At 66.1% G+C, this 25,139-nt stretch carries 22 protein-coding genes and 1 tRNA gene; 11 read left to right on the top strand and 12 right to left on the bottom strand.

Going from position 1 to position 25,139, the window contains the following annotated elements; all coding sequences use genetic code 11:
- Positions 1-9: 9 nt before the first annotated feature.
- On the top strand, positions 10-306 hold the full coding sequence (locus ABLE71_RS01820) for a hypothetical protein (RefSeq protein ID WP_348781666.1): 297 nt from the start codon (positions 10-12) through the stop codon (positions 304-306).
- Here ABLE71_RS01820 and ABLE71_RS01815 read toward each other — a convergent pair.
- Positions 275-2,104, bottom strand: a complete 1,830-nt coding sequence (locus tag ABLE71_RS01815) for an AsmA-like C-terminal region-containing protein (protein WP_348781665.1) — start codon at positions 2,102-2,104, stop codon at positions 275-277. The genes ABLE71_RS01820 and ABLE71_RS01815 overlap by 32 nt on opposite strands.
- Positions 2,105-2,325: 221 nt before the next feature.
- Between ABLE71_RS01815 and ABLE71_RS01810 the strand changes: the two genes are divergently transcribed.
- Positions 2,326-4,284, top strand: a complete 1,959-nt coding sequence (locus ABLE71_RS01810; RefSeq protein WP_348781664.1) for an acetoacetate--CoA ligase — start codon at positions 2,326-2,328, stop codon at positions 4,282-4,284.
- Between the two features lie 310 nt (positions 4,285-4,594).
- On the opposite strand, the gene ABLE71_RS01805 is transcribed toward ABLE71_RS01810, so the two are convergent.
- The 4 genes from ABLE71_RS01805 to ABLE71_RS01790 all read right to left on the bottom strand — a co-directional run bounded on the left by ABLE71_RS01805 (position 4,595) and on the right by ABLE71_RS01790 (position 12,403).
- Complete coding sequence (locus ABLE71_RS01805; RefSeq protein WP_348781663.1) at positions 4,595-5,179, bottom strand: hypothetical protein; 585 nt, start codon at positions 5,177-5,179, stop codon at positions 4,595-4,597.
- Positions 5,180-5,275: 96 nt separating this feature from the next.
- On the bottom strand, positions 5,276-6,997 hold the full coding sequence (locus ABLE71_RS01800) for an iron ABC transporter permease (RefSeq protein ID WP_348781662.1): 1,722 nt from the start codon (positions 6,995-6,997) through the stop codon (positions 5,276-5,278).
- A gap of 96 nt (positions 6,998-7,093) precedes the next feature.
- Positions 7,094-8,125, bottom strand: a complete 1,032-nt coding sequence (locus ABLE71_RS01795) for a Fe(3+) ABC transporter substrate-binding protein (RefSeq protein WP_348783630.1) — start codon at positions 8,123-8,125, stop codon at positions 7,094-7,096.
- A 312-nt stretch (positions 8,126-8,437) separates the two neighbouring features.
- Positions 8,438-12,403: a PAS domain S-box protein gene (locus ABLE71_RS01790; protein ID WP_348781661.1), complete on the bottom strand. Its 3,966-nt coding sequence runs from the start codon at positions 12,401-12,403 to the stop codon at positions 8,438-8,440.
- 259 nt (positions 12,404-12,662) lie between these two features.
- Between ABLE71_RS01790 and ABLE71_RS01785 the strand changes: the two genes are divergently transcribed.
- From ABLE71_RS01785 to ABLE71_RS01775, 3 genes are all read left to right on the top strand, one after another.
- Positions 12,663-13,127, top strand: a complete 465-nt coding sequence (locus tag ABLE71_RS01785) for a phasin (protein ID WP_348781660.1) — start codon at positions 12,663-12,665, stop codon at positions 13,125-13,127.
- Between the two features lie 275 nt (positions 13,128-13,402).
- A tRNA-His gene (locus tag ABLE71_RS01780) sits at positions 13,403-13,479 on the top strand.
- Positions 13,480-13,703: 224 nt separating this feature from the next.
- On the top strand, positions 13,704-13,886 hold the full coding sequence (locus tag ABLE71_RS01775) for a DUF3606 domain-containing protein (protein ID WP_348781659.1): 183 nt from the start codon (positions 13,704-13,706) through the stop codon (positions 13,884-13,886).
- A 51-nt stretch (positions 13,887-13,937) separates the two neighbouring features.
- Here the strand turns inward: ABLE71_RS01775 and ABLE71_RS01770 are convergent, their stop codons facing one another.
- Positions 13,938-14,066, bottom strand: a complete 129-nt coding sequence (locus ABLE71_RS01770) for a putative RiPP precursor (RefSeq protein ID WP_348781658.1) — start codon at positions 14,064-14,066, stop codon at positions 13,938-13,940.
- 14 nt (positions 14,067-14,080) lie between these two features.
- Positions 14,081-14,176: a putative RiPP precursor gene (locus ABLE71_RS01765; protein ID WP_348781657.1), complete on the bottom strand. Its 96-nt coding sequence runs from the start codon at positions 14,174-14,176 to the stop codon at positions 14,081-14,083.
- 406 nt (positions 14,177-14,582) lie between these two features.
- Between ABLE71_RS01765 and ABLE71_RS01760 the strand changes: the two genes are divergently transcribed.
- Complete coding sequence (locus ABLE71_RS01760) at positions 14,583-15,707, top strand: iron-containing alcohol dehydrogenase (RefSeq protein ID WP_348781656.1); 1,125 nt, start codon at positions 14,583-14,585, stop codon at positions 15,705-15,707.
- Between the two features lie 11 nt (positions 15,708-15,718).
- On the opposite strand, the gene ABLE71_RS01755 is transcribed toward ABLE71_RS01760, so the two are convergent.
- Positions 15,719-16,552, bottom strand: coding sequence for a MurR/RpiR family transcriptional regulator (locus tag ABLE71_RS01755; RefSeq protein WP_348781655.1), 834 nt, complete (start codon positions 16,550-16,552; stop codon positions 15,719-15,721).
- A gap of 151 nt (positions 16,553-16,703) precedes the next feature.
- Here ABLE71_RS01755 and ABLE71_RS01750 point away from each other — a divergent pair, with 151 nt between their 5' ends.
- Positions 16,704-17,816 (top strand): Gfo/Idh/MocA family oxidoreductase, encoded by a 1,113-nt coding sequence (locus tag ABLE71_RS01750; RefSeq protein WP_348781654.1) that lies wholly within the window; start codon positions 16,704-16,706, stop codon positions 17,814-17,816.
- A gap of 21 nt (positions 17,817-17,837) precedes the next feature.
- On the opposite strand, the gene ABLE71_RS01745 is transcribed toward ABLE71_RS01750, so the two are convergent.
- The 3 genes from ABLE71_RS01745 to xseA form a co-directional block, all read right to left on the bottom strand.
- Complete coding sequence (locus ABLE71_RS01745) at positions 17,838-18,953, bottom strand: P1 family peptidase (RefSeq protein WP_348781653.1); 1,116 nt, start codon at positions 18,951-18,953, stop codon at positions 17,838-17,840.
- 24 nt (positions 18,954-18,977) lie between these two features.
- Positions 18,978-19,193: an alkylphosphonate utilization protein gene (locus tag ABLE71_RS01740; protein ID WP_348781652.1), complete on the bottom strand. Its 216-nt coding sequence runs from the start codon at positions 19,191-19,193 to the stop codon at positions 18,978-18,980.
- A 67-nt stretch (positions 19,194-19,260) separates the two neighbouring features.
- A complete protein-coding gene (gene xseA, locus ABLE71_RS01735) occupies positions 19,261-20,850 on the bottom strand; it encodes an exodeoxyribonuclease VII large subunit (RefSeq protein ID WP_348781651.1) in 1,590 nt (529 codons plus the stop codon).
- Positions 20,851-20,983: 133 nt separating this feature from the next.
- Between xseA and ABLE71_RS01730 the strand changes: the two genes are divergently transcribed.
- The 4 genes from ABLE71_RS01730 (at position 20,984) to ABLE71_RS01715 (ending at position 24,690) form a co-directional block, all read left to right on the top strand.
- Positions 20,984-21,295 carry a tail fiber domain-containing protein gene (locus ABLE71_RS01730; protein WP_348781650.1) on the top strand — a complete coding sequence of 104 codons (312 nt, stop codon included), beginning with the start codon at positions 20,984-20,986 and terminating at the stop codon, positions 21,293-21,295.
- A gap of 150 nt (positions 21,296-21,445) precedes the next feature.
- Entirely contained in the window at positions 21,446-23,650 is a 2,205-nt protein-coding gene (locus ABLE71_RS01725; RefSeq protein ID WP_348781649.1) for an EAL domain-containing protein, read from the top strand.
- A 207-nt stretch (positions 23,651-23,857) separates the two neighbouring features.
- Positions 23,858-24,229 carry a cupin domain-containing protein gene (locus ABLE71_RS01720; RefSeq protein WP_348781648.1) on the top strand — a complete coding sequence of 124 codons (372 nt, stop codon included), beginning with the start codon at positions 23,858-23,860 and terminating at the stop codon, positions 24,227-24,229.
- 41 nt (positions 24,230-24,270) lie between these two features.
- The gene (locus ABLE71_RS01715; protein WP_348781647.1) at positions 24,271-24,690 is read left to right on the top strand and encodes a MarR family transcriptional regulator; all 420 of its coding nucleotides are present in this window, start codon (positions 24,271-24,273) and stop codon (positions 24,688-24,690) included.
- A 212-nt stretch (positions 24,691-24,902) separates the two neighbouring features.
- On the opposite strand, the gene ABLE71_RS01710 is transcribed toward ABLE71_RS01715, so the two are convergent.
- Entirely contained in the window at positions 24,903-25,106 is a 204-nt protein-coding gene (locus ABLE71_RS01710) for a glycine zipper 2TM domain-containing protein (protein ID WP_348781646.1), read from the bottom strand.
- Between the last annotated feature and the right edge of the window lie 33 nt (positions 25,107-25,139).

Below are 25,139 nucleotides of genomic sequence, written 5' to 3'. Positions count from 1 at the left end.
CTGGACGTCATGCATGACGACCTCATCGACCGGATTTACGAAGCGGCGTTCGTGCCGGAGCTATGGCCCGATGTAATCGTTGGTCTGAGCTCGGTTTCGGATGCCGCGGATGGGCGGCTGCTTGCATTCGACGGCATCAGGCCGATTGGCGTGAAGACCACCGAACTCAGCCGCGACCTCGTGGAGAGCTTTTTCTTCGGCGGCGTCATAATGGCGGACATCTGGATGCGCGTGCGCGCCACGCTGCGCGGAGGCGAGTGGCGTGGAGGGATTGCTACTCCGCGCTCAGTCCCGTCGTCGGCGTGATCACAGGCGCGCTCCGGGGCCCGCCGATCAGGAACGTCGTGGCGGCTCCGGGATCGGCCGGCCCGGCCGTCGCCTGCTGCGGCGGCTGCACTCTTGCGGACAGGTCGAGGCTCCCGCCGGCGAGCGGCGCCGAGCCGGCAAGCGTGATACGGTTGAGCGGTGTACGCAGTTCGGCCTTCTCGATCGACGCCACGCCGTCCGCGAAATGCGCGGTCAGGTCAAGCGCGTCGATAGGCGAGGCGTCGCCCGCCACCGCGTCGAGCGTGAATGGCGTGCCGGTCTTCGAGCGGGCAACGAGGGCTTCGAGGTCGATGCCCGATAGCGCGCCCTGGCCGAAGCTCGCCGAAAACGAGCCGTTGGCGTGCGAGAGCAGCGAATTCCAGCTGCTGCCGTCGCCCTTCAGGATGACGGAGACCGTGCCGCGCCCGATCGGCGCCAGCCGTATCATGCCCGCGGCCGTCGCGAAAGCGCCGCCATCGACGTCCGATGCAAGCAGGCGCATCTCGACCAGCGATTCTTCCGCCTTGCGATCGAAGCGTAGCCCGGCCTGAACGTTGCCGCCGAATGCCGAGGCGTCGGAGATGTCGAAAGCCGCCAGGCCCTCGTCGACGCGCACGGTTGCCGCGAAGTCGGCGAGCGCGATCGGGCCGATGGTGGCCTGCGCCGCCGACAGCCTTAGGTCGAGATTGAGGCGGCCGGCGAAATCGGCGTCGATGATACCGGGACCCTCGCCGGCGGAAGCGTCGAGCGGCGTGAAGGCTGACAGGAAGGACCGGAGGTCGAGCCTGTCGAAGGCAAGCGTGCCGGCCAGCATCGGCAATTTGCCGGCGAGCAGCAGGTCGAGCGAGCCCCGCGCCGGCTCGCCGTCCAGCGTGATGTCGGCTTCCTCGAAGCGCATCCGCTCGGCATCGCCCATGACGCGGCTTTCCATGGCGACGGCGCCGAGCGCCGAGCCGTGCAGGATGCCGGCTTGCGACCATTCCAGCATCTTCCTCGCCGAAGGCGCGGAGAAGCTGACCCGCCCGTCCACATAAGGGTTCTCGCCGAGGCCGGCTATGCCGTCGAAGGCGAGATTGACCGGTCCGGACTTTACGCTGGCCGTCACCGGCGTCGCCGCGCCGCCGAGAAAAAGCAACGGATTGGCCGAGCCGAGGTCGAGGGTGAACTGCTCGCCCCGCCACACGCCCGTCGCGGTGGCGTTGGCCTGCCCGTCCAGGTTTTCCCACCCGATCTCTCCCGAGAGGCCGGTGACGATCTCCGTTTCGGCTCCGCCCGAGACCGACACGATCTTCCCGTCGGTGAATTCCACCACTCCGAACGCGTCGCCGGGCAGCCGTCCGGTGTCGGGCGCGGCACGATCCTCTGCCACGATCTCGCGCGCCGTATCGATGGCCCGGGCGATCTTGCCGCCGCGCGGCAGGACAGGAACGGCCCCGCCGCCCTCGATCCTGACGATTGGCCTGGTGAAACGCGTCCGCGTGAAATCGGCGGCTCCGCCGAGCGCGGCGAGCGCCGACAACTCGATCTCGACCCGCTCGGCGGTGATGGCAGGTGTCGCGCCGCCGGGCAGGGAGAGCGTCACGTCGGTCAGGTTCGCCTGCAAATCCGGCCAGACGCTGATCTCGGGCGCCGCGCCGATCGACACGTCGAGCCCGCTCCATTCGCTCATTTCGTGCGCGATGTGGTCGCGCACGAGACGGGTCGAGGCTGCGTAGGGCAGGGCGAGCACGATCAGCACGATCAGGCCCGCCGCGAGAGCGAGCGCCCAAAGACCGCGCCTGAGCAGGGGTGACGGCATCCGATTCGTCAGCTCCGGCCGGGCCTAACGCTGCCTGATTCCGGCCTGTCACCCGTTTCCATCATTGTGCGCCGCCCGTCAAACCCGGCCGAAGCCATTCCAAGCCTTTGTGGCCCTGCGATGGCATGCTTCGGCGAAAAAGCCGCGGGCTTGCGCATCTTGCTCCGGCCGAACCCCATATGCAAAAAGGACCGCCGGAATCGCCCGCGGGAGGAAGATAGATGGAAGACAACGTGCCGCTTTGGGTGCCGACGCCCGACCGCATCGCCAGGGCGCCGATCACGGCCTTCATGGTCGAGGCCTCCGCGAAAGCCGGGACGGCCTTCTCCTCCTATGCCGAGTTGCACCGCTGGTCGATCGACCGGCGTGACGATTTCTGGAGCCTGCTTTGGGATTTCTGCGGCGTCGTCGGCGACAAGGGCGAACGCCTGCTCGTTGACGGCGACAGGATGCCGGGCGCTGCCTTTTTCCCTGACGCCCGGCTGAACTTCGCCGAAAACCTGCTGCGCAAGCGCGGCTCCTCCGACGCCATAGTCTTCAAGGGCGAGGACAAGGTGAACCGTCGCCTTTCCTGGGACGATCTCCACGCGCTCGTCTCGCGGATGCAGCAGCTCTTCGTCTCGCTCGGCGTGAAGAAAGGCGACCGCGTCGCCGCCATGATGCCCAACATGCCCGAGGCCGCCGCCGGCATGCTCGCCGCCGCCTCGCTCGGCGCCGTCTGGTCGTCCTGTTCGCCCGATTTCGGCGAACAGGGCGTGCTCGACCGCTTCGGCCAGATCGAGCCGGTGCTTTTCCTGGCGCCGGACGGCTACTGGTACAATGGCAAGCAGAACGACGTCAGCGCCAAGGTCCAGGCGGTGCTGGCGAAGCTGCCCTCCGTCCGCCAGGCGATTCTGGTTGATTATCTCGGCACGGCCAGGCAGGCGGTCACCGCGATGCCGCGCGCCGTGGCGCTCGATGACGCGCTGGCGCCCTTCGCAGCGAAGGAAGTGACGTTCGAGCGAATGCCCTTCGCGCATCCGCTCTGCATCCTCTTCTCGTCGGGCACGACCGGCATTCCGAAATGCATCGTCCACGGCGCTGGCGGAACGCTTCTTCAGCACCTGAAGGAACACCGGCTCCATGGCGGCCTGATCGAGGGCGACCGTCTCTTCTACTTCACCACCTGCGGCTGGATGATGTGGAACTGGCTTGTCTCCGGGCTCGCCACCGGGGCGACGCTGCTGCTCTACGACGGCTCGCCCTTTCACCCCGACGGCAACATCCTGTTCGACTATGCCGTTTCAGAGGAGATGACGTATTTCGGCACCTCGGCGAAATTCATCGACACGCTGCGCAAGTCGGGGCTGAGGCCGATAGACAGCCACGACCTTTCCACCGTGCGCACAATTTCCTCCACCGGTTCGCCGCTGTCGTCGGAGGGGTTTTCGTTCGTCTATGACGGCATCAAGCGCGATGTGCATCTCGCCTCGATCTCCGGCGGCACCGACATCGTCTCCTGCTTCGTTCTCGGCGTGCCGATCGAGCCGGTCTGGTCGGGCGAGATCCAAGCGGCGGGCCTCGGCATGGCCGTCGATGTCTGGGACGACGAGGCGCGTCCCGTGCGGCAGCAGAAGGGCGAGCTGGTCTGCACCAGGGCTTTTCCCTCGATGCCCGTGGCCTTCTGGAACGACCCCGGCGGCAAGAAGTACCGCGCCGCCTATTTCGAGCGTTTCGACAATGTCTGGTGCCACGGCGATTTCGCCGAATGGACCGCGCACGGCGGCATGATCATCCACGGCCGCTCGGATGCGACGCTCAACCCAGGCGGGGTGCGCATCGGCACGGCCGAGATCTACAACCAGGTCGAGCAGATGCCGGAAATATCAGAGGCGCTGTGCATCGGCCAGGATTTCGACGGCGACGTGCGCGTCGTGCTGTTCGTCCGTCTCGCGCCGGGCGTCTCTCTGGATGACGATCTGGAAAAACGCATCCGCACGAAAATCCGCGCTGGCTGCAGCCCGCGCCACGTGCCGGCCAAAATCGTCGCGGTCGCCGACATACCGCGCACCAAGTCCGGCAAGATCACCGAGCTTGCGGTGCGCGACACCGTTCACGGCCGCGAGGTGAAGAACAAGGAAGCGCTCGCCAACCCGCAGGCGCTGGAGCTGTTTCGCGACCTGGAGGTGCTGCGGAATTGACGAGAATCCCGGAAATCCGGGATTCTGATGGTTAACGAAGTGCTACTGCTAAATTTACCTAGATTTCATGAGTGGTACACATTCGTAAAGATTTTCGGCCTCCGGTAAGGAGTTGTTAACTCCCGCGCGCCGATAGTCGTGTCAACTTGAAGGGAGAAATCCCGCTCCTCTTGATCCCCCGAGGAGGCGACATTCGCTCAAGCCCCGTTGTCACAGCAATCTCAATTCAAGGCGCCCCTCCAGGCGCCTTTTTTCTTTGGCTGCCGCCTACACTCACGGCGAGGACGCTGATCGCCCTGTTGGCCTTCGGCTACTGCCCGACGATCTTTGTCGGGTGCTCCAGCAAGCCGAAGTCGTAGCCTTCGCAGGTCACGTCCGGGTTGGTCGGGCTGAACATGCCGAGCGGGTTGTCCTTGAACAGCCATGCGTGCAGATCATAATGGACAAACCCCTGCGGAATGAGCGGCTCGTGCCCTTCCATCGGTCCCTGGAAGGGCTGACCGAACAGAGCCGGCCGCTCCTTCGCGACGGTCACCGGCACCAGCCATTCAGCCGCCACCAGTTCCAGCTTCCCGCCCACCGGCTCGTAGACGAGCACGTTTGGCCGCATCGGGTCGAGCGGACCCTGGACAGTCAGGTTGACGAAGTGGATGCCCATGCCTCCCTTCGGGTACTCCATGTGGCCGGCCACCTTCATGCCGTCGTAGTGGACGCATCCGACTGTCGAGAGATAGAGGTCGCGCACGGCAACATAGGGGTCCTTATACTTGGCAAGCGCGTCGCGGATAGTGTCGAGCTCAGCCTTGCTTGGCTCCTCGGCGAAAGAGCTTGCAGGCGCCACCCCAAATCCTGCCAGGGCAAGGACGACAACGCGAGCGAGATGTCTGGTTTTCATTGCAAATCCTCCCATTGAGTTTCATGGCAAGCACTTCAAATGGACGGTCGTGCCATCTTTCGCTTGTTGAAGGGATTTGTAAATCGCTGCGTTGGCTTACAGCGTCGCTTCGCGATCCCTCGCCAACGCACCTGACAGCACCAGCACCGGCACCAACGCGGTCAGGATGATCACGATCGCCGCCGCCGCGCCCTCCTGCGGCGCGCCGCGCGAGGCGTTCTCGTAGACATGGGTGGCGAGCGTCGAGAAGCCGAACGGGCGCAGCAGGATCGTCGCCGACAGCTCCTTGGTCGTGTCGACGAAGACCAGCACGGCGGCCGTCAGGATGGCAGGCTTCAAAAGCGGCAGCAGCACGGCCGCCGCGCTCTGGCCCGGCGTACGCCCGAGGCTGCGCGCCGCCTCGTCGAGATGGCCGGGCAGTTTCTCCAGTCCCGAGCGGATGGCGCTCTCGGCGAGCGCCACGAAGCGGATCGTGCAGGCAAGCACGATGCCGGCCGCCGAACCGGTCAGCAGCAGCCCTGTCGAATGACCGAGCCAGGCGCGGGAGAACGCGTCGATCGTGTTGTCGAAGCGCGCCAGCGCGAACAGCAGCCCGAGGCCGAGAATGCCGCCCGGCAGCGCATAGCCGATCGAGGCGAGCCGCACCGTCGCGGTCACATCCGGCGAGCGCGCCAGCCGCACGGCGTTGAGCAGGAACAGCGCCAGCACCACGGTCAGCACGGCCGTTGCGCCTGCCGTCGCCAGCGTGTTCAGGAACGCGTCGGCCAGATCAGGCGAAGCGAACTGGTCGAGCCGGCGCAGCGCGTACTGGCCGAACACGAGGATCGGGATGCCGAAGCCCAGGAACACCGGCAGCGCCGTCACGATCGTCGCCAGCGGAGCCTTGACCCCCGTGATCCTGACGCGCGGCGGATGCGCGTTCATATGCGTGGCGCGCCCGGTGTGGAAGCGCCGCTGCCGCCGCGCCCATTGTTCCGCCCCGAGAATGGCGAACACCAGCACCAGCATCAGGACCGCGATCTGCGCGCCGCCCTCCAGGCTCCCGCGCGCCAGCCATGTCGCATAGACGGCGACGGTGAGCGTGCGCACGCCGAGATATTCCGCCGCGCCGATGTCGTTGATCGTCTCCATCAGCACCAGGGCCACGCCCGCCACGATCGCCGGCCGCGCGACCGGCAGAAGCACCCGCCAGAAAACCTTGGCCGGGCGGGCACCCAGCGTACGCGCCACGTCGGCGATGTTCCTACCCTGCATCAGGAAGACGATGCGCGTGGTGAGATAGACGTAAGGGTAGAGCACCGACGACAGCACCAGGGCGCAGCCTGATGTCGAGCGTATGTCGGGAAACCAGTAGTCGCGCATGCTCTCGAAGCCGAACAGCGCCCTGACCATGCCCTGCACGGGCCCCGAATAGTCGAAGAACTCGCCGAAGGCGTAGGCAGCGAGATAGGACGGCACCGCGAGCGGCAGCACCAGCGCCCAGGCGAGCGTGCGGCGCAGCGGGAACTCGTAGGCGACGACCATCCAGGCCGATGCCACGCCGGCGGCCGAGGTGGCGACCGCCACCATCGCCATCAGCCAGAGCGTCGTGACGCTTGCGCCGGGCAGCACGTTGCGCATCAGATGCGGCCAGTCCTCGCCGCTGCCCGACAACGCCACATAGGCGAGCGACAGGACGGGCACCAGCACGATCGCGCTGACGGCCAGCGCGACGAGTTTCAGCCAGGGATGGCGCGGACGCTTGGCGGCGAGCGCGAACCTGCCGGCAGGCAGGCCGGCCCCCGGCAATGTTCCGCTCGTATCTTCAAAACCGGCCAAGTTGAGCCTGTCCCTGTATGCAAATGCCGGGCCGCGTGGGGCAGCCCGGCTCGTTGGCGTCCTTGTTCCTGCGATCGATCGCTCGAACGAAGATCCTTACGACGACGGGCCGTCGTCGAGCCCGACGCGGTCGACCATCTCGGACGCCGCCTTGCGGTGGCTGGCGATCTCGGCAAGCGGCAGCGTGTCGGCCTTGAGTTCGCCGAATGACTTCACCATCTCCGACGGCTCCAGGCCCGGCTCGACCGGATATTCGTAGTTCGCCTCGGCGTAGATCTGCTGCGCCTTGTGGCCGGCCAGGAACTGGATCAGCTTCACCCCGTTCTCGCGGTTCGGCGCGTTCTTCGCCAGCGCGGCACCCGAGATGTTGACGTGGGTCAGGCCGTTCTCGAAGGTCGGGAAGATCACGTTGATCGCGTTGCCCCACTCCTTCTCCTTCGGGTCCTTCTCGTTGGTGCGCATCAGCCCGACATAGTAGGTGTTGCCGAGCGCGATGTCGCATTCGCCGGCCACGATGGCGCCGGCCTGCGGCCTGTCGCCGCCGTCCGGCTTGCGGCCGAGATTGGCCTTGAGGCCGGTCAGCCACGCTTCCGTCTTTTCAGGACTCCAATGGGCGATCGCCGCCGAGATCAGCGCGAGGTTGTAGTCGTGCTGGCCCGAGCGCATGCAGATCTTGCCCTTCCACTTCGGGTCGGCGAGGTCGGCATAGGTGATGGCGGTGTCCGTCACGCGGTCCTTCGAGGCATAGACGACGCGGGCGCGCTTGGTCAGGCCGAACCAATGGCCTTCGGGATCGCGGTATTCGGCAGGCAGCAGCCCATTGATTGTCTCGTCGTTCAGCGCCTGGGTGATGCCGGCTTCCTTGGCGGCGGTCAGCCGCGAGATGTCGACCGTCATGATCACGTCGACTGGCGAATTCTGCCCTTCGGCGGCGACGCGCTCGGCCAGGCCCTTGTCGAGGAACAGCACCTCGGTCTTGATGCCGGTCTCGGCCGTGAATGCGTCGAGCACCGGCTGGATCAGTTCGGGCTGGCGGTAGGTGTAGATGTTGACCGTGCCGTCGGCCAGCGCCGCGCCGGAAAACAGCGATGCCAGCGCAAAAGCCGCGGCGGCGGAATTCGTTCTCATGTTCATGTGTCTCTCCTGGCCATCGAGGGTGTGGCGCAGTGCTTCATCCCTGGTTCCTGTCGGAACGTGCTCTCTATCCTAAATCTGACTGTTTTCGTCAAGGATTAGAGCTTGTGAAATCAACAACTTAGAACAATTCTAAACTGGATGATTCATGACCACTTTCAATCGGATGGGTTCCGGCGGGCTACCGGTGCGTCAACGCGCCGCGAGCCGGCGATCACGCTAATGTGTTTCCAGCGATCGTCGGACCGGCGTCGTTCGCGCCTACGCGGCGGTTCGCAACGGCTTCGCCCGCTCGATCCACAGCTATCAATCCGCCAGCACCCTGGTCGACGGGAACGCCACCTCCACCAGCGTGCCTTCGCCGGGGGTGGAGTGGATCGAGAATTTCGCGCGGTTGGCCTCCACCATCGCCTTGGTCAGCGGAAGGCCCAGGCCCGTGCCGTCGCCGCGCGTGTGCTTCAGCGAATTGATCTGCTTGAAGGGTTTCAGCGCCTGCTCGATCTCGGCCGGCGTCATGCCGATGCCGGTGTCGCGCACCCGCATCACCACCTCGCCGCCCGCCTCGTAGGCCGTCGACACGATCACCTGCCCGCCGGCCTGCGTGTAGCGCACCGCGTTGGACAGGATGTTGAGCGCGATCTGGCGCACACTCCTGAGATCCGCGACAACGTCGGGCAGCTTCGAGGCGAAGCTCGAGCGGATGATTACCCGCTCGCGATTGGCCTGCGGCTGCATCATCGCCACCGTCTCGGCCAGCGTCTCGTTGACCGACACCGCCTCATAGGCCATTTCCTGCTGCCCGGCCTCGATCTTGGAGATGTCCAGGAGGTCGTTGACCAGGTCGAGCACATGGTTGCCAGAGCGGTTGATGTCGCGCAGATAGTCGCGGTAGCGGTCGTTGGCGACCGGCCCGAACCTTTCGTCCAGCATCAGTTCGGAGAAGCCGATGATCGCGTTGAGCGGCGTGCGGATCTCGTGGCTGACGCGGGCAAGGAAGTCGCTCTTGTGCGACGAGGCGCGCTCGGCCACGGCGCGCGCCTGCGTCAGTTCTTCCTCGGCGCGCTTCCACTGCGTGATGTCGCGCACCACCGCGCAATAGCCGCTATCGCCGGGCAGCTTGCCGATCGTCATGAACAGCGGGATGAAGCGCCCCTCGGCCTCGCGGCCGATCACCTCGCGCCCGTCGTTGAGCACGCTCGCCACGCCGTGGTCCGAGAGCCCGTTGAGATAGTCGCGCGCGGCGCGCTGGCTTTCGATGGCAAACAGCGACGCGAAAGGCTTGCCCGCCACATCGTCGCTGTCCATGCCGAACAGCGCCTCGGCCGGCCGGCTGATCGAGCGGATGTTGCCGTCGCGCGAAATCAGCACCACGCCGTCGGTCGCCGTGTCGATGATGGTGCGCATCTCGGCAACGCGCGCCTCCAGTTCGGCGATCAGCGGCGACTGGCCGGCGGAACCGGGCGCACCTTCCTTGACGCGCGACAGCACGAGCAGCAGCGCCTTGCCGCCGTTCCACGGCACCGACTGCAGGAAGGCCTCGACCGGAAATTCCGCGCCGTCTCGCGTCTTCAGGCGCATCTGCCGGTCGGTCCTCGCCCGCGGCCCATGCTCGGCCTCATATTCGGCTTCGTCCTCGTAGGGATCGGCAAACAGCACGCCGATGCCGCCCGCTTCCGCCAGTTCGCGGATCGAGCCATATCCGGTCAGCGTGAAGAACTCGCCATTGGCGTAATGCAGCCTGTCCCCGGAATGGACGAGCACCGGCACTGGCAGCTTTTCGAGGATCGACAGGCCGCCGGCCGCCTTGTCGCTGGCGCCGTGCGCGCCGATGTCGGCGGGCTGCGGTTCCCCCAGATCGGCGGGCGCGGCTCCGGCGGTCGGGCTTTCTGCGGTGTCATGCGCCGCCGGCCCGGCGTCGGCGCCGCCTGCGGCTTCAGTTACCCCTGAAGACATCGGCGCCTCCGGCGCATCGCCGGCGGCGGGCATTTCGTCTGCCGGGCCTACGCGTTTGTCGAGCGCTGCCGCCTCGTCCATTTCCACCAGCGCGGCCGGACGGTCGTCCGCCGCTTCTTCCGCCCGCGAGGTCTCGTCCCCTTCGGCCGGTTCCGCCGTCTTCTCGGGCTGGTCCCACTGGGCGAAGTCGAGCAGCGACAGGCCGGGTCGCCCTGGCTTGCGCGTTGGCGGTTCCGGCACGGCCGACTCCGCGACCGGCTGCGAGGTCTCGCCGTCATCCTTGTCTGGAGCTTCGGCCGCGGGGGGCGGTTCGCCATCGAGCGCGATCAGGTCGGCGAGTTCTTCGTCCGCCGTGTCCACCGCAATGTCCTCGGCCGCCCCGCCGCTCGCCGCCGCAACAGCGGCGTGGTCGCCGCCATCGGCTGGCCGGCCGGTTTCACCTGTCGCCTCCCGAACGGGCAGCCGCCTCTCGCGGGCCTCGTCCGCGGCGACGCCGCTGTCCTTCTTCAGGCGCTCGCCGATCTGCTGGAATGCGATGCGTTCGCCGGTGGAAAGGCTCCGCTCGCCGCCGCCCGCATTGCCCCCGCCGCTCGGCGTCCTGTCATTTGCCGCCGGCCGATGCTCGGCCAGCCTGATGACTTTGTCGGACAGGCGGCGGTCCGGCGCCGTCGTCACCGAGAGAGCCGGCTTCTCGCCGCGGAACGGGTCCGCCGCCGCCTCGCCGGCCAGGGAAATCTCATCGATGATTTGGGCGGGCTTCTCGGCGGCCGGGCCATCCTCCGCCTTCGGAGGCTCATCGTCCGGCGTTGTCGCCACCGGCTCGGCCGCTTCCGGCAGCCTGACCAGCACCAGCCCCATGCCGTCGGGGTCGACGACCGCGTCTCCGATGCGCGCTACGCCGAAGCCGCGGAAACCTTCGAACGTCCGGTTGCGGTCGTAGACGGGCAGCGCCGCGAGATCGACGGGTATCCTGAGATCGGTGCCGGCGACCGGCCAGTACACCGAACGGCCGGACCAGGTGTCGCGGCGCGCCAGCAGCCCGGCAATGTCGCCGGTCGGGTCGAGCCCGAAGGCGTTGGCCACGTCTTCGAACCTGCGCCCCACGATGTCGGCCGCCTCGTCGCCCACGGCGCGCGCGAAATCGGGCGAGATCTGGCTGAATTTCCCCTCGGCGTCCGTCCGCCAGACGAAACGCATCGGACCGGCCGTGCGCTGGATCGGCGTCGATTCCGGCGATGCCGGTTCTTGAGGCGCCGGCTCCTGCACTTCCAGCTCCTGCGCAGCAGCGAGAGGCTCGGAAGCCGGAGGCCCGGCGGTCGGGGCTCCCGAAGCCGGTGGCTCGGAAATGCCGGACCCGGAGGTCTCCGGGATGGAAGCGGGGATAGCGGCAGGCTCTTCCTGCGCCGGCGGTTGCGGTTCGCCGGCGGGCTCTTCGGTAGGCTCCGTCGCCGCGAGTTGCGCTTCGCCGGACTGCTCCGGCTCCTCGCTTGCGGGCAACGGCGTTTCCGCCGGGCCGATCTGCGGATCGTGCTCGCTGCCGAGATACCAGATTTCACGAGCCGCGGCAGGCTGCTCTTCAACCGAGGGTTCGCCGGCCGGCTGTTTGGCCGTCGCCAAAGCTGCCTCCGCGGTTGCCTCGATTGGCTCGGCTTCTTCCTGCGCCGCTGCCTCTTCCGCCCAGTTCTCGTCGATCACGACGAGCAGGCTGCGCGTGTCGGTCAGCCGCGCGAGACCTGCCGGCAGCACGGCGCGCCGGCCGTCGAGCATGCGCTTGACGATCCGCCGTTCGTCGCTCGCCTCGTGCGCCATCTCCGCCAGCGCATCCTGGGTGAGGCCGAGGCGGGCGAAGCCGGCAGTCGCCGCCTGAACCGCGCCGGCCATGTCGAGCAAGGCCACGAAATGCCCGGCTTCGGCGAATCCGCCGATCGCCGCTTGGACGTCCTCGCCCCCGCTTTCCGCCGGTCGCGCGAGCAGGATCGCCTTTTCGCCGTCGGGCAGCGTGACGGCGCTCGCCAGGAGCCGCTCCGCGCGGCTCGACACGCCCGTCGCGATCCGCACCAGCAGCGCCCGGTCGCGGCCGATCTCGGGAAAACCGCTCGTCGCCGCGATCTGCCGCTTGGCCGCAGCACCGAGCGGCGCCTGCGCGCCCAGCGCCGTCTCGACGTCGGCATGGCCCAGCAGCGCCGCACCCGGTCCGTTTGCCCAGATCACCTCCTCGAGGTCGGCCGACAAGATCGCCAGCGCGTCGCCCGCGGCGAAGCGTTCGCGCACTTCGTCGAGCGCGGCGACGTCGAGAAAGGAATAGGAGGCTTGCGCCATGCGGTTCCCTGGGGCCCGGTCGAATTGGGCTGGTCTGCTTTTTTAACCCTTTGTTAATAAAACCCGGCCCGATTTCAGTCCACAACGCTGGTGGCGGCAATGAGGCAATTTGGCGAATTGGTTAATTGCCACAAGGCGTTATGGTGCACCGCAACATTTATGTTGCAATGCACAATGAATTGCTCTATATAAATTTCATCAGCAACAAGACGGCCCAGGCAGACAGCTTCGAGCCGCTTCTCTATCAAAGGACAGGAAAATGGCCAAGGCCGCTGAAAAGACCGCAGAATTCATCGAGAACATCGAGTTTCCGAGCTTCGACGCCTCCAAGGCGACCGACCAGATTCGCGCTTTCGCCGAAAAGAGCGTCGAGCAGTCCAAGGAAGCTTATGCGAAGCTGAAGACCGGCGCCGAGGAGACCCAGAAGGCCCTCGAGTCGACTTTCGAGACAGCCAAGAGCGTTTCCGGCGATCTGTCGCAGAAGACCATTTCGGCTTTCCGCGCCAACGCCGAGGCCGGCTTCGATCACCTCGAAGCCCTGTTCGGCGCCAAGACGCTGTCGGACGTCATCGAGCTGCAGACCTCGTTCCTGCGCAAGCGCGTCGAGGCGAGCGTCGAGCAGGCCAAGGATTTCCAGGCCGCCGCCAGCAAGGCAGCCGAGAAGGTTTCGGCGCCGATGAAGACCGTCTTCGAGAAGGCGGTCAAGGAACTTAAGGTCGCCTGACACTTTCAGCGACCAGTAATACCGGAAGGCGGCACCTCCTCCCGCTTCCTTCCGGGTAACCAGCCGGCACCTCCTCCCGCCGGCTCGTAACAGGAAAAGGCCGGCACCTCCTCCCGCCGGCCTTTTCTTTGTCTTCCTCCGATCGCCGGGCCGCGACTTTTCAGTTTGGCCTTTGCCGCGCGACGGGGTTGAATTAAATTGCGATAGCCCTTATGGACCCCTCGCCGACAGGCGAGCGGATTGACGTTCGCTCGCGGGTAGCCCTACGGGCGCGTGCCGTTGTAGCTCAGCTGGTTAGAGCGCCGGATTGTGGATCCGGAGGTCGCTGGTTCGATCCCAGCCAACGGTACCATCGTAGTCCGAACGATTTCAGAGAGCTATCGATTCGGTCCGCAACGATCCGGCATTCAGTGGAAAGTCCGCAATGATGGGCCGCCGCAAACGCCTTCCGGCGACGTTATGCGGGCCGCTAGTGTCCCCGCCATCATTTCGGGCCGCGGCCGGCACTTGCGCCAGGGGAACCGAGGCCGCATCTTTGCTATTGTAAATGCTCTGGAGCAAAGCGGAGTCACGACGATGCCCGACGACAAGAGCAAGACGAAGGAAGACCGCAAACTGGTGGCGAGTGGCGAGACATATGAAGTCGCCGACTTCGCTCGAAAGTTCGGCGTGTCGCCCGACGAAGCCAAGACGATCATAAAGCGCTACGGGCCGTCGCGCAAAAAGCTGGACGCGCACATGGCGGCGAAGAGAGCCTGATCCGCCAAGAGGCCGCCGACCTGGTGCGGCAACGATGCAGGCGAAATTACGTCAGCTGCCTGTGCCGTTCTGATCGATGGCGCCGTTGGGGTCGATGATGAGCGGCGAGTTGCTGCCGGCCGCGACCTTGCTCAGCGTCTCGCGTCGAATGAGCGTCGGCTTCTCATAGGTCTTTTTCATCATCCGCTCCATTGTTAGGCTGTTGTGATCTGGAGCGACCCGTCCCCGGCAGTCACCTTGCTCAGCGTCTCGCGCCGGACGAGCGTCGGCTTCTCATAAATTTTCTTCATCACAGTGCTCCGTTGCGCAAAAGATGTGTGGCGCTGGTCTACCGCCTAGTCAAAGCGACCTTGTCAATCTGCGGGTTGTACCGATCCGTCCCCGGCAGTCACCTTGCTCAGCGTCTCGCGCCGAACGAGCGTCGGCTTCTCATAGGTCTTCTTCACTATGGAAATCCCCTTCCTGAAACCGTCTTGATCACCGATGCGATTCCCGCGGTCAAGCATGCTGTCTTCACCGGTTACTCATCGCGCTCATTAAGTAGCCGACTGTGACATCAATGTAACGCCGCGGAAGCGCCTGGCGGCGTGTCCTGTCGTCTGGGTAGCCATGAAGGCTGCACGTTCTGCCCGTCCGTGCCACACTCCGTTCCGCGCACGCACAAATCGGCGCCAGCGAATCACGAGCGGGAAGCAGATGGCCGACATCCTCTATCTCACCACCATAAAATTCGATTTCGGCGCCGTGTCGACCCTCGCCGCTGAGGCAGGCGCGCTCGGCATCTCGCGGCCTTTGCTGGTCAGCGACCGGGCGCTTGCCGCGACGGGCCTCGTCGCGCGGGTGCAGGCGTTGCTGCCAGAGAGCGTCGCCTTCCTCGATGTGCCGAGCAATCCGACCGAGGAGGCCGTGGCGCTCGCCGTCGCCGCCTATCGCGACAATCGCTGCGACGGCGTCGTGGCGCTCGGCGGCGGCTCGCCGATCGACCTCGCCAAGGGCGTGGCCCTGCTCGCGACCCATCCCGGCCCGCTTGAGCAATATGCCGCGATCTATGGCGGCGTCGCCAGGATCACACCCGCCGTCGCGCCGCTCATCGCCGTGCCCACCACGGCCGGCACCGGTTCGGAGGTCGGCCGCGCCGCGCTCGTCACGCTGCGCGACGGCCGCAAGCTCGGCTTCATCAGCCCGCATCTGATTCCGAAGCGCGCCATCTGCGATCCCGAGCTGACGCTGGGCCTGCCGCCCGGTCTCACCGCCGCCACCGGTCTCGACGCGCTGTCGCATTGCGTCGAGACGCTGCTGTCGCCGCGCGTCAATCCGCCGGCGGAGGCAATCGCGCTCGACGGCGCGGCGCGCCTTTGGAACAACATCGAGCGCGCCCGCGAGAACGGCGCAGACCGCGACGCGCGCTGGCAGATGATGATGGGCGCGCTGGAAGGCGGGTTGACCTTCCAGAAGGGACTGGGCGCGATTCACGCCCTGTCGCATGCGCTCGGCGGGCTGAAGGAGCCCGCCCTGCATCACGGCATGCTCAACGCCATCCTCCTGCCGCCCGTGCTGCGTTTCAACGCGCCAAGCGCGCCGGAAAAATACGGGCGGCTGCGCGCAGCGCTTGGCCTCGCCGCCGGCGTCGACCTCGCCGACGCCTTCGCGGCGCTCAACCGCCGCCTCGGCATTGTCGCCGGCCTGCGCACGCTCGGCGTCAGCCGCGAGAGCTTCGACTGGGTGGTGGAGCGCGCGCTTGCCGACCACTCGCACCCGACCAATCCGCGGCCGGCCACGGCGGCGGACTATACCGCGCTGCTCGAAGAGGTCTGGACCTGAGGTCCGAGAAGCTACCCCTCGGCCCTTCGCGCCGCGACCGCAACCGACAGCGTCATGGCGATCGCCATCGTCGTCGCCATCGAGCGAAAGCCTTCGAAATTCGCCTCGCTGACCTCGATCAGTACATCGGCCGGCGAGGCGATCGGCGAAAACACCGAGTCGGTGATCGTCACGATCCTGGCGCCGCGAGCCTTGACGCTGCCCGTCAGCGCCACCGTCTCGCTGGCATAGGGCGCGAAGCTGATCGCGAGTACGGCATCCCCGGCCGAAACGAAGCTCGCCTGCTCCGCGCCCATGCCGGCGACGGCGTCCACCAGCATGTTGCGCACGCCGAGCTTGCCCATCGCGTAGCTCATATAGGAGGTGATCGGGAAGGAGCGCCTCAGCCCGATCAGGTAGATCGTGTCGGCGGCGGCGAGGATGCCCACCGCGCGGTCGATCGCCTCGTGGTCGACCTTCTCGCGGAACTTCGCGATGGACCGCTCGCTGGCTTCGAGAAAACCGTCGAGCACCAGGCCCGACTTGCTGGTGGCGATGCCGTGGTCGCGCATCTGCGCCAGCCGCTCGTCATAGTTCAGCACGCGGTCGCGCAGGCGCGAGCGGAACACGTCCTGAAGGTCGGTGAAGCCCTGGTAGCCGAGCGCCCGCGAAAACCGTACCAGCGCCGACGGCTGCACGTCGGCGCTGGCGGCGATGCTCGCCACCGTGCCGAAGGCGATCTCGTCGGGGTTCTCCAGCGCATAGCCGGCTATCTGCATCAGCCGCTTGGGCAGTTGCTCGGCGCGCTGCGCGATCGCCGTGCGCAGCGCCTGGAAATCCTTGGGTGCACGATCGGTGCCCGTCATGAAGCGTTCGCCTGAGCCTGTTTTAAGTCGCGCCAATCAAGCAGAAATAGAACAAAAATTCCACCTGCATTTGTGAATGCACCTTTTATTCCATAATGCGAAGCGCTAGACGATTTCGGGCGGCAGCGCAGGGTCAGCTTGGAGTTTATGCATGAACGAGATCGGCGTCGGTCTTATCGGAACCGGCTTCATGGGCAAGGCCCATGCGCTTGCCTGGAACTCGGTGCGGCCGGTCTTCGGCGACATTCCTCCGATACGGCTGGTCCATCTCGGCGAGGCCAACGATGAATTGGCGCACCGCAAAGCCCAGGAGTTCGGCTTCGAAAAAGCATCGGGCGACTGGAAGCGTGTGATCGCCGATCCGGAGGTCGATGTCGTCTCCATCACCACGCCCAACAAGTTCCATCTGGAGATGGCGAAAGCCGCGCTTGCCGCCGGCAAGCATGTCTGGTGCGAAAAGCCGATGGCACCGAAACTCGCCGAGGCCGAGGAGATGCTGGCCGCCGCGCGAGCCTCGGGCAAGACAACTGTGCTCGGCTACAATTACATCCAGAACCCGGCCATCCGGCATATCAGGAAGCTGCTCGACGAAGGCGTCATCGGCCCGGTCAACCATGTCCGCATCGAGATGGACGAGGACTTTCTGGCCGATCCGGAAGCGCCGTTCCAGCAGCGTCACGAGGCGATCAACGGCTGGGGCGCGCTCGACGATTTCGGCGTGCATCCCCTGTCGCTGCTCCACACGCTGTTCGGCCGCGTCACTCGCGTCATGTGCGACATGGCCAAACCCTATCCGACGCGCAAGACGCCCGAGGGCGAGCGCGAGGTCGAGGTGTTCGACATCGCCACCATCATGCTTCGCCTCGAAAACGGAGCGTCGGGCTACGTCGCGGTCAGCCGCACCGCCTGGGGCAGGAAGGGCCGCATCGCAATCCAGATTTTCGGCGGCAAGGGCTCGATCCTCTACGACCAGGAACGCATGAACGAGCTGCAGCTCTACGTCACCTCCGACCGCGCCACCGAGCAGGGTTTCCGCACCGTGCTCACCGCGCCACACCATCCGCCCTACGATCGCTTCATCCCGGCCGCAGGCCACAATCTCGGCTTCAACGATCTGAAGATCATCGAATGCCGCCAGCTCATCGCCCGCATGCTCGGCCAGCCGAGCGTCTCTGTCGGCTTCGAGGAAGGCATATTGATCGAGCGCACCATCGCGGCGATGGCAACGTCGTTCCAGAAAGGCAAGTGGGTGGAGGTGGCGTAGGCCGCCTTCTCGTCGTGCGGCTCAGGCGGAGAAGGTCCGCCTCAGCCACTCCTTGGGCAGCGCCGGCACGAAATTGCCGTTGCAGCCGGTCATGTCCTCGTTCGCCGTCAGCGCGTTGAGGATCGCCTCTTCGGTCGCCTGCACCGTGGCGTCGAAGAAACGGTCGATGTCGATATCGGGCACGTATTGCGCCCGCGCCAGCCTTCCGGACGCGCCCGCCGCCGCCTCGGCATTCGCCGTCGAGAAGGCGAGGAAGATGTCGCCGGAGCTGTGGTAGCCGTAGCCGCCGGTCATCGCCACGCCGAGCGGCACGCGTCTGGCCAGCCGCTTCAGCTGGTGCGGCATCAGCGGCGCGTCGGTGGCGACGATCGCGATGATCGAGCTCTTCTCCGCCCGGGGCGTGCCTTCGCGGATCGCCGGCTCCGTGAGCTCAAGTCCGGCGCGCACGCCGCGCACCATGAAATTCCAGCGTTTGCCGAAATTCGACTGCACGAAGACGCCGAGCGTGTAGCGCTCGCTTTGCCATTCGACGACGCGCGAGGCGGTGCCAGATCCCGCCTTGAAGCCGCAGGTGATCATGCCGGTGCCGCCGCCGACGCTGCCTTCCTCGATCGGCCCGCTCGTCGCGCCGTCCATCGCCGCCGCCACATGCTCTGATGTCACATGGTGGCCGTTGATGTCGTTCAGGAACCCGTCATAGGTTTCGCCCGCCACGGGCAGCCCCCAGGCATCGTCCATCGCACCGGGCAGGATGCGTTGCACCCAGCGCAGCGTACCGTCCCGCGCCACGCCGCAGCTATGCGTGTTGGTGATGGTGACCGGCAGGTTGAACGCGCCGATCTCCTCGATCAGATGCGAGCCGGTCAGCTCGCCATTGCCGTTGGCGCTGAACATGCCGGCGAAGACCGGTTTCGCGATATCGGCGCGCGGTCTTGGCAGGATCGCGGTCACGCCGGTCCGGACCGGACCCTTGCCGACCACGAGCGGCCCGTCGCCGGAGATCAGCGTCGTGTAGCCGACGGTCACGCCGGGCACGTCGGTGATGGCATTGTTCGGTCCCGGCTTTCCGTCGAACGGGATGCCGAAGCTGCGCGCGCGCGGTTTGCCCGACGGCGTGGCCAGATGGGGGTTGCTCATCGTATCCTCCCGGGAAGCGCGACCTCAGGCCTTCTTCAGGAATTCCGTCTTCAGCACCAGGCCCTTCACCTGTTTGGTGTTGCATTCGATCTGGCCGGGATCGTCGGTCAGGCGGATGTTCTTCACCAGCGTGCCGCGCTTCAGCGTCTCCGAGGTTCCCTTGACCTTGAGGTCCTTGATCAGGGTGACGGAATCGCCGTCGGCGAGTTTCGTTCCGTTGCTGTCTTTCGTGTCCGCCATCGCGGTTCTCCTGCTGGTTGCCGCGCTCAAGTAGCACGGATGGTGGTGGGGCGCGTCCGGGACGCGGTTAGAACAGCGATCCCTGGCTGCCCGGATCCCTAGGCTTGGCCGCCGTCCGCGTCGATTTCAGCCGCATCCCGCCGCCGGTCGCCTTTGCGGTCCCGTCGGCGAATTTCAGCGTCAGCTCCGCGCCGAGCGCCACTTCGGCGGCGCGTTTGACCAGCTTGCCGTCCGGTCCGATCACCAGCGCGTAGCCGCGGTCGAGGATCGACTGGTCGGACAGTTTCAGCGTGGCGAGCAGCCGTTCCGAATGGTCGAGCCGGGTGCGGTTGCGTTCGAGCATCAGCGACGCCGCCTGGTCGCTGCGGCGTGCGAAGTCGGCCAGCCGCTCGCGCGCCGTCTTTTGCCGCCGCGCCAGCGGCTCGACGGAAAGCCGCGCCTTGGCCCGGTCGAACTTGCCGCGCCGCTCGCGTACCAGCGCCCGCAGCGCCGCCTGCGCGCGCTGCAGGTCGCGCGCGGTGGCCTTGCGCGCCTCGCCGATCCGCCGCGACAGCATCGCCGGCGTCAGCCTGATCCCGGAAAGCCGCGCCCGCTTGCGCTCGGTCGACACCGTCAGCGCGCGTCCGAGCCGGCTTGTCGCCTCGTCGAAGCGCCGCCTCGGCAGCGCCAGCAACTGGTCGGGCGAAGGCAGCGCCCTTGCGGCGGCCCTGAGTGCGGTGTGCTTGCGCTCGAAATTGCGCGATGTGCAGGCCTTCAGCCGCGCCGAAAGATTGGCGAGCGTCGCCTCGAGCTCGGCCTTCACCGGCACCGCCATCTCGGCAGCACCCGTCGGCGTCGGCGCCCGCACGTCCGCCGCGAAGTCGATCAGCGTCCAGTCGGTCTCATGTCCCACAGCCGAGATGACAGGAATGCCCGACGCCGCCACGATTCTTGCCAAGGCTTCGTCGTTGAAACCCCAGAGGTCCTCCAGGCTGCCGCCGCCACGCGCCACGATGATCACGTCGGGCCTGGGCACCGGCCCGCCGGGGACAAGCATGTTGAAGCCCGCCACCGCCGCCGCGACCTCCGCGCCTGATGTTTCGCCCTGCACGCGCACCGGCCAGACGATCACATGAAGCGGGAAGCGGTCCTTGATGCGGTGGATGATGTCGCGGATCACCGCGCCCGTCGGCGAGGTCACCACGCCGATCACATCAGGCATATAGGGCAGGGGGCGTTTTCGCGTTTTGTCGAACAGCCCCTCGACCGCCAGCCGCCGCTTGCGTTCCTCCAGGAGCGCCATCAGCGCGCCGGCGCCCGCGGGCTCCAGACTGTCGATCACGATCTGGTATTTCGAGGAACCGGGGTAGGTGGTGAGCCGCCCGGTCGCGATCACCTCCATGCCTTCCTCGGGGTGGAACTTCAGCCGCGCCATGGTGGTCTTCCACACCACGGCCTCGATGCGGGCGCGGTCGTCCTTCAGGCTGAAATAGGCGTGTCCCGACGAATGCGGCCCGCGATAGCCGGAGATCTCGCCGCGCACGCGCACATTGCCGAAAGCGTCCTCCACGGTCCGCTTCAGCGCGTTGGAGATCTCGCTCACCGTATATTCGGCGGCGTTGCTGCGCGGTTCGGCCCCTGTCCCGGGTGTGCGCGATTCGAAAAACCTGTCGCTCATGCCAGATTGGTGCGGCGGCGGGCGCGACGGGTCAAGCCCGGTCGGCGTTCATAGGCCCTTGCGGCGGGATGACTGCCCGCTTCCGCTGGGGTACAATCCGGCGCACTGGATCTCAGTCACGAAGGAGAGGGCCGTGAGAAAAACATACGTGAAGCCCGCAATCAGCAAGCGCGGAGTGCTTTCGGCCGTGACGGCGGGCGGGGACAGCTTTGTCCTGATGAAGCCGAGCGATCGTCGCCTCAAAACCGACATCGAACGGGTTGGCGCCGCTGCAAACGGGCTGCCGATCTACAACTTCAAATACATCGGCGGCGACGAGGTCTATCGCGGCGTCATGGCTCAGGATGTGCTTGCGGTCCTCCCCGAGGCAGTCAGCATCATGCCGAACGGTTTCTTGGCAGTGCGCTACGACATGCTTGGCTTGGAGATGACGAGGGTCTACTGATTTCGCTACGGCCACGGCCGCGTCGCGACGTTAGCCGGCGCTTGCCTGGAATCCCGCACCTTGCGACATGCGTTGCGTTCGAGCGGTCGCTCTAACGGGACGTTAAGCTGGGTGTGTCACGATCCCCTCGCTCGAACCGGGCTAGGGGATATGGCGAAGGCCCAATACAACCCGCTGACCTTTCAGGTCACGCTGATCGTTCTCGCGCTCGCGGCCTTTTCGCTGGCGATCGTCGTCGGATTCGGCTTCTTCGCCACCCTTGAGGCCGACCGGGTTTCGCTTGAGAAGCAGAAGGCCTTCGTCGCCGCCGGCATCGCCGACGAGATGGCCGAGGTCGTGCGCCAGCAGAAGAGCGTCACCGAGTGGGACGATTCCATTCTCGCCGCGCGCAGGGGCGACCAGGCCTGGATGGCCGAAAATCTCGGCGAGTGGATGCACGCCTATTACGGCCTGGACCGCGTCTACGTGCTCGACGCCGCCGGCCGTCCGGTCCACGCAATGCGGGACGGCGGCACGCTGGCGCCTTCAGCCTATGAGGACGACCGCCCAAGGATCGAGCCTTTCGTCGAAAAGCTGCGCGCGCTGATGAAGGGTGCGGCCGCCGCCGACGATCCGCCGCCCTTGGTTGCGAGCGACATTGTGTCCTTCGGCGGCGCGCCCGCCATCATCGCCGTTCAGCCGATCGTGCCAAGTTCGGACCGTGTCGCGCAGGATCCCGGCACTGAATATGTCCACGTTTCCGTCCAGTTCGTGAACGGCGAGGTCGTCGACCGCATCGCCAGCCAGTATCAGCTCCGCGGCGCGCATATGCTGCCGCAACAGCTGACCTCGTCGCTGCCCGGCGCCAGCATCCCGCTGATGGGTTCGAACGGGGTCATCCTCGGCTATATCGCCTGGAACCAGGACCGGCCGGGTCTGACGCTGATCCGGGAGGCGAGCCCTGCGCTCATCGGTTTCGCCCTGCTCGCCGCGGGCGTGCTCTGGTTCCTGCTGGGGCGCCTGCGCGGCGCCGCGGGCGAGTTGCAGCGCACACAGGACCAGGCTCAATACCTCGCCTTCCACGACACGCTGACCGGCCTGCCCAACCGCGCCCTCTTCGAGGATCGCCTGAAGCGCGCGCTTCTGGCCGTGGCGCGCGACAACCGCCGGATCGGTCTTCTCTACATCGACCTCGACCGCTTCAAGACCGTCAACGACACGTTCGGCCACCCTTGCGGGGACGAGCTCGTCAGGCAGGCCGCTGCCCGGTTGGAGAAGGCGGTGCGCAAGGTCGACACCGTCGCCCGGCTCGGCGGCGACGAGTTCGCCGTCATCGTCTTCGACATCAAGGATCTGGGCACCGCGGAGGAACTTTGCCAGCGGCTGCTCGGCGAGATCGGCAAGCCCTTCAGCCTGCTCGGCAACCAGGTCTTCGTCGGCGCCTCGATCGGCGTCGCCATCTCGTCAGGCCCCGACACCGACCCTGATGACCTGCTGCGCAAGGCCGACATCGCGCTATACGAAGCCAAGAAGGCCGGCGGCGGCCGCCACCAGATTTTCGCCAGCGACATGGACGACCTCCTGCGGCGCAAGCGCATGATCGAAAGCGACCTTCGCGCCGCGCTGACCGGCGGCGACGAGGTCAAGCTTCTCTACCAGCCGATCTATGCTCCCGACTGCATCACGGTCGTCGGCGCCGAAGCGCTGATCCGCTGGGACCATCCGGTGCATGGCGTGCTCTCGCCGGCCCATTTCGTTTCGATCGCCGAGGAGCGCGGCATGACCGGCCTGCTCGGCGACTGGGTGCTGCGCGAAGCCGTCCGCTTCGCCGCGACCAGCGATCTGCCGTGGATCGCGGTCAACATGTCGCCGCACCAGCTGCGCAATGCCGATTTTCCCGATCATGTGCTCTCGGTGCTTCGAGAGGCAGGCGTGCCGCCATCCCGCATCCAGATAGAGATCGTCGAAAGCGCGCTGCTCGAGAACAGCCGGGCCACCGGGGCCGTGCTCGCGGAACTCCGAGCCGGCGGCGTCAGCGTTGCGCTCGACGATTTCGGCACCGGCTATTCGTCGATCAACTATTTGCAGCGCCACGTCATCGACAAGCTGAAGATCGACCGTTCCTTCGTCAAGACGCTCGGCGGATCGGACGGGTCGTCGGCGATCGTCAGGGCGATCGTCGCGCTCGCCACGGCGATGCGGATGAAGGTCACCGCCGAGGGCGTCGAGACCCCGGAGCAGCGCGATCTCCTGATCAGGATGGGCTGCCACGAACTGCAGGGCTTCTTGCTCTCGCCGCCGCTGGAGGCCAGCGAGATACGCGCTCTCGGCGCCCCGCATCGGCGCGAGGCTCTGCAGTCTGCCTCCCGCGCCTGATCTTTGCCGGCGGGCATTGCGGAGAGGCACAAGTCAGGTTGGCAGAGACGTGCCAGCCATAGAGTCCGCTTCCAGGATATGCCTCAGCTTCGCCGACACGCTCACTTTCGCCGCCAGGCGTCTTAGCGGAGGAGATTTTAGTCAACCGGGTTGACGAGATGTCTTTGACAAGTTAGGAAGTCAACCTGGTTGACGAAAGGGAGAAGCATGTCGATCATTCAAGCGCCATCGGGGCACACGCATGATCTCGGCGGAGTCAGATTTACGTCGCTGGCGACGCCGAGCCGGGGCAGCACCGAAACGGCAGTCTGGCAGGTTGAAATCGAACCAGGTACGCCGGCAACGCCGCACTCGCTGTCGCATGAAGAGGTCTTCGTCGTTCTCTACGGCACCGCATCTGTCCGCATTGGCGACGAGGCAGGCGTGGCCGTAAAAGGCGACGCTATCGTGGTTCCGCGCGATACCGAGTTCGAACTCGCCAACAATGGCGACGAGATGCTAAGGCTCATGTGCTGCCTGCCGGTCGGCGGTCAGGCTCGGGTAGGCGATATGACGTTCACGCCGCCATGGGCGCTGTAAGCAAAAGCGGGAAGCCTGTTCCGCTGGCCAGGCTTCTCGCCATGTCCTATCGGCTGTTGATTGATAGCCTGCACCGGCGCCTGCGCGATGAGGGGTGGCACGACATCCGGCCGGCTTACGGATTCGTGCTGCTCGCCGCGCGCGATCGTCCGGCAAGTTCGACTGAACTGGCATCGAAGCTCGGCGTGACAAAACAGGCCGTGTCGAAAGTTCTCGAACCGATGGATGCGGCAGGTCTCATCCGTAGGTCGGCCGATCCCCAAGACGCAAGGATGAAGATCGTAGAGCTTGCCCCACGCGGAAAACGGCTTCTGGCGACCGTGGAGCGGATCTATGCGGAAATCGAGGCTGAATGGGGTGAAGCGGTCGGAGCCGAAGCCATCGAACTTACGCGCAGCTATCTCACCGAGATCGTGCTGGCCGCGAACGATGGCCAGTTTCCGGTCATTCGCTTTGAGTGACGTTTGCTGCGAAATCCCGCGCGATGCCGCCGAGAGAGCGGACAGATATCGAGAGGATTGAACACGTCTCAAATCGGGCAAGAGACAGGCGTGCCCTTGGCTGAAGTCAGGGCGGCGAAGCAGAAGGCCGCATCTTTCCGGCCACCGGGTCCGAGATGGTGTCCAGGCTGTCGGAGCCCGGCGGCCGTTTCGACGATCCCGTCGGCTGGCGCTTACTGGCTCGCGCCGATCACGGCCCCGGCCGCCGCGCCGCCCAGGCCGCCGACGACAGCGCCCGGCGTTCCGGCGATCGCGGCACCGGCGACCGCGCCCGTGCCGGCTCCGATCACCGCGCCCGACGCGGTTCGCGTTGCCTTCGTCGACCCGCAACCGGCGAGCATCACGGAAACGAGCGTTACGGCCAGGATGCGGTTCATGCGGTTTCTCCGTCGGTCACCAGAGCAACTCCG

It is taken from the genome of Mesorhizobium sp. KR9-304 (assembly GCF_040049215.1).
Taxonomy (GTDB): domain Bacteria; phylum Pseudomonadota; class Alphaproteobacteria; order Rhizobiales; family Rhizobiaceae; genus Mesorhizobium_K.
This window is presented reverse-complemented; position numbering and strand designations above follow the sequence as displayed.

Coding starts and splice junctions, on each gene's coding strand:
- ABLE71_RS01755 (WP_348781655.1), bottom strand. CDS start 16,552: ATGACGGGCACCGATCGTGCACCCAAGGATTTCCAGGCGCTGCGCACG.
- ABLE71_RS01815 (WP_348781665.1), bottom strand. CDS start 2,104: ATGCCGTCACCCCTGCTCAGGCGCGGTCTTTGGGCGCTCGCTCTCGCG.
- ABLE71_RS01810 (WP_348781664.1), top strand. CDS start 2,326: ATGGAAGACAACGTGCCGCTTTGGGTGCCGACGCCCGACCGCATCGCC.
- ABLE71_RS01785 (WP_348781660.1), top strand. CDS start 12,663: ATGGCCAAGGCCGCTGAAAAGACCGCAGAATTCATCGAGAACATCGAG.
- ABLE71_RS01770 (WP_348781658.1), bottom strand. CDS start 14,066: ATGAAAAAGACCTATGAGAAGCCGACGCTCATTCGACGCGAGACGCTG.
- ABLE71_RS01790 (WP_348781661.1), bottom strand. CDS start 12,403: ATGGCGCAAGCCTCCTATTCCTTTCTCGACGTCGCCGCGCTCGACGAA.
- ABLE71_RS01710 (WP_348781646.1), bottom strand. CDS start 25,106: ATGAACCGCATCCTGGCCGTAACGCTCGTTTCCGTGATGCTCGCCGGT.
- ABLE71_RS01805 (WP_348781663.1), bottom strand. CDS start 5,179: ATGAAAACCAGACATCTCGCTCGCGTTGTCGTCCTTGCCCTGGCAGGA.
- ABLE71_RS01745 (WP_348781653.1), bottom strand. CDS start 18,953: ATGAGCAACCCCCATCTGGCCACGCCGTCGGGCAAACCGCGCGCGCGC.
- ABLE71_RS01765 (WP_348781657.1), bottom strand. CDS start 14,176: ATGAAGAAAATTTATGAGAAGCCGACGCTCGTCCGGCGCGAGACGCTG.
- ABLE71_RS01725 (WP_348781649.1), top strand. CDS start 21,446: ATGGCGAAGGCCCAATACAACCCGCTGACCTTTCAGGTCACGCTGATC.
- ABLE71_RS01750 (WP_348781654.1), top strand. CDS start 16,704: ATGAACGAGATCGGCGTCGGTCTTATCGGAACCGGCTTCATGGGCAAG.
- ABLE71_RS01740 (WP_348781652.1), bottom strand. CDS start 19,193: ATGGCGGACACGAAAGACAGCAACGGAACGAAACTCGCCGACGGCGAT.
- ABLE71_RS01795 (WP_348783630.1), bottom strand. CDS start 8,125: ATGAGAACGAATTCCGCCGCCGCGGCTTTTGCGCTGGCATCGCTGTTT.
- ABLE71_RS01715 (WP_348781647.1), top strand. CDS start 24,271: ATGTCCTATCGGCTGTTGATTGATAGCCTGCACCGGCGCCTGCGCGAT.
- xseA (WP_348781651.1), bottom strand. CDS start 20,850: ATGAGCGACAGGTTTTTCGAATCGCGCACACCCGGGACAGGGGCCGAA.
- ABLE71_RS01760 (WP_348781656.1), top strand. CDS start 14,583: ATGGCCGACATCCTCTATCTCACCACCATAAAATTCGATTTCGGCGCC.
- ABLE71_RS01820 (WP_348781666.1), top strand. CDS start 10: ATGCATGACGACCTCATCGACCGGATTTACGAAGCGGCGTTCGTGCCG.
- ABLE71_RS01720 (WP_348781648.1), top strand. CDS start 23,858: ATGTCGATCATTCAAGCGCCATCGGGGCACACGCATGATCTCGGCGGA.
- ABLE71_RS01775 (WP_348781659.1), top strand. CDS start 13,704: ATGCCCGACGACAAGAGCAAGACGAAGGAAGACCGCAAACTGGTGGCG.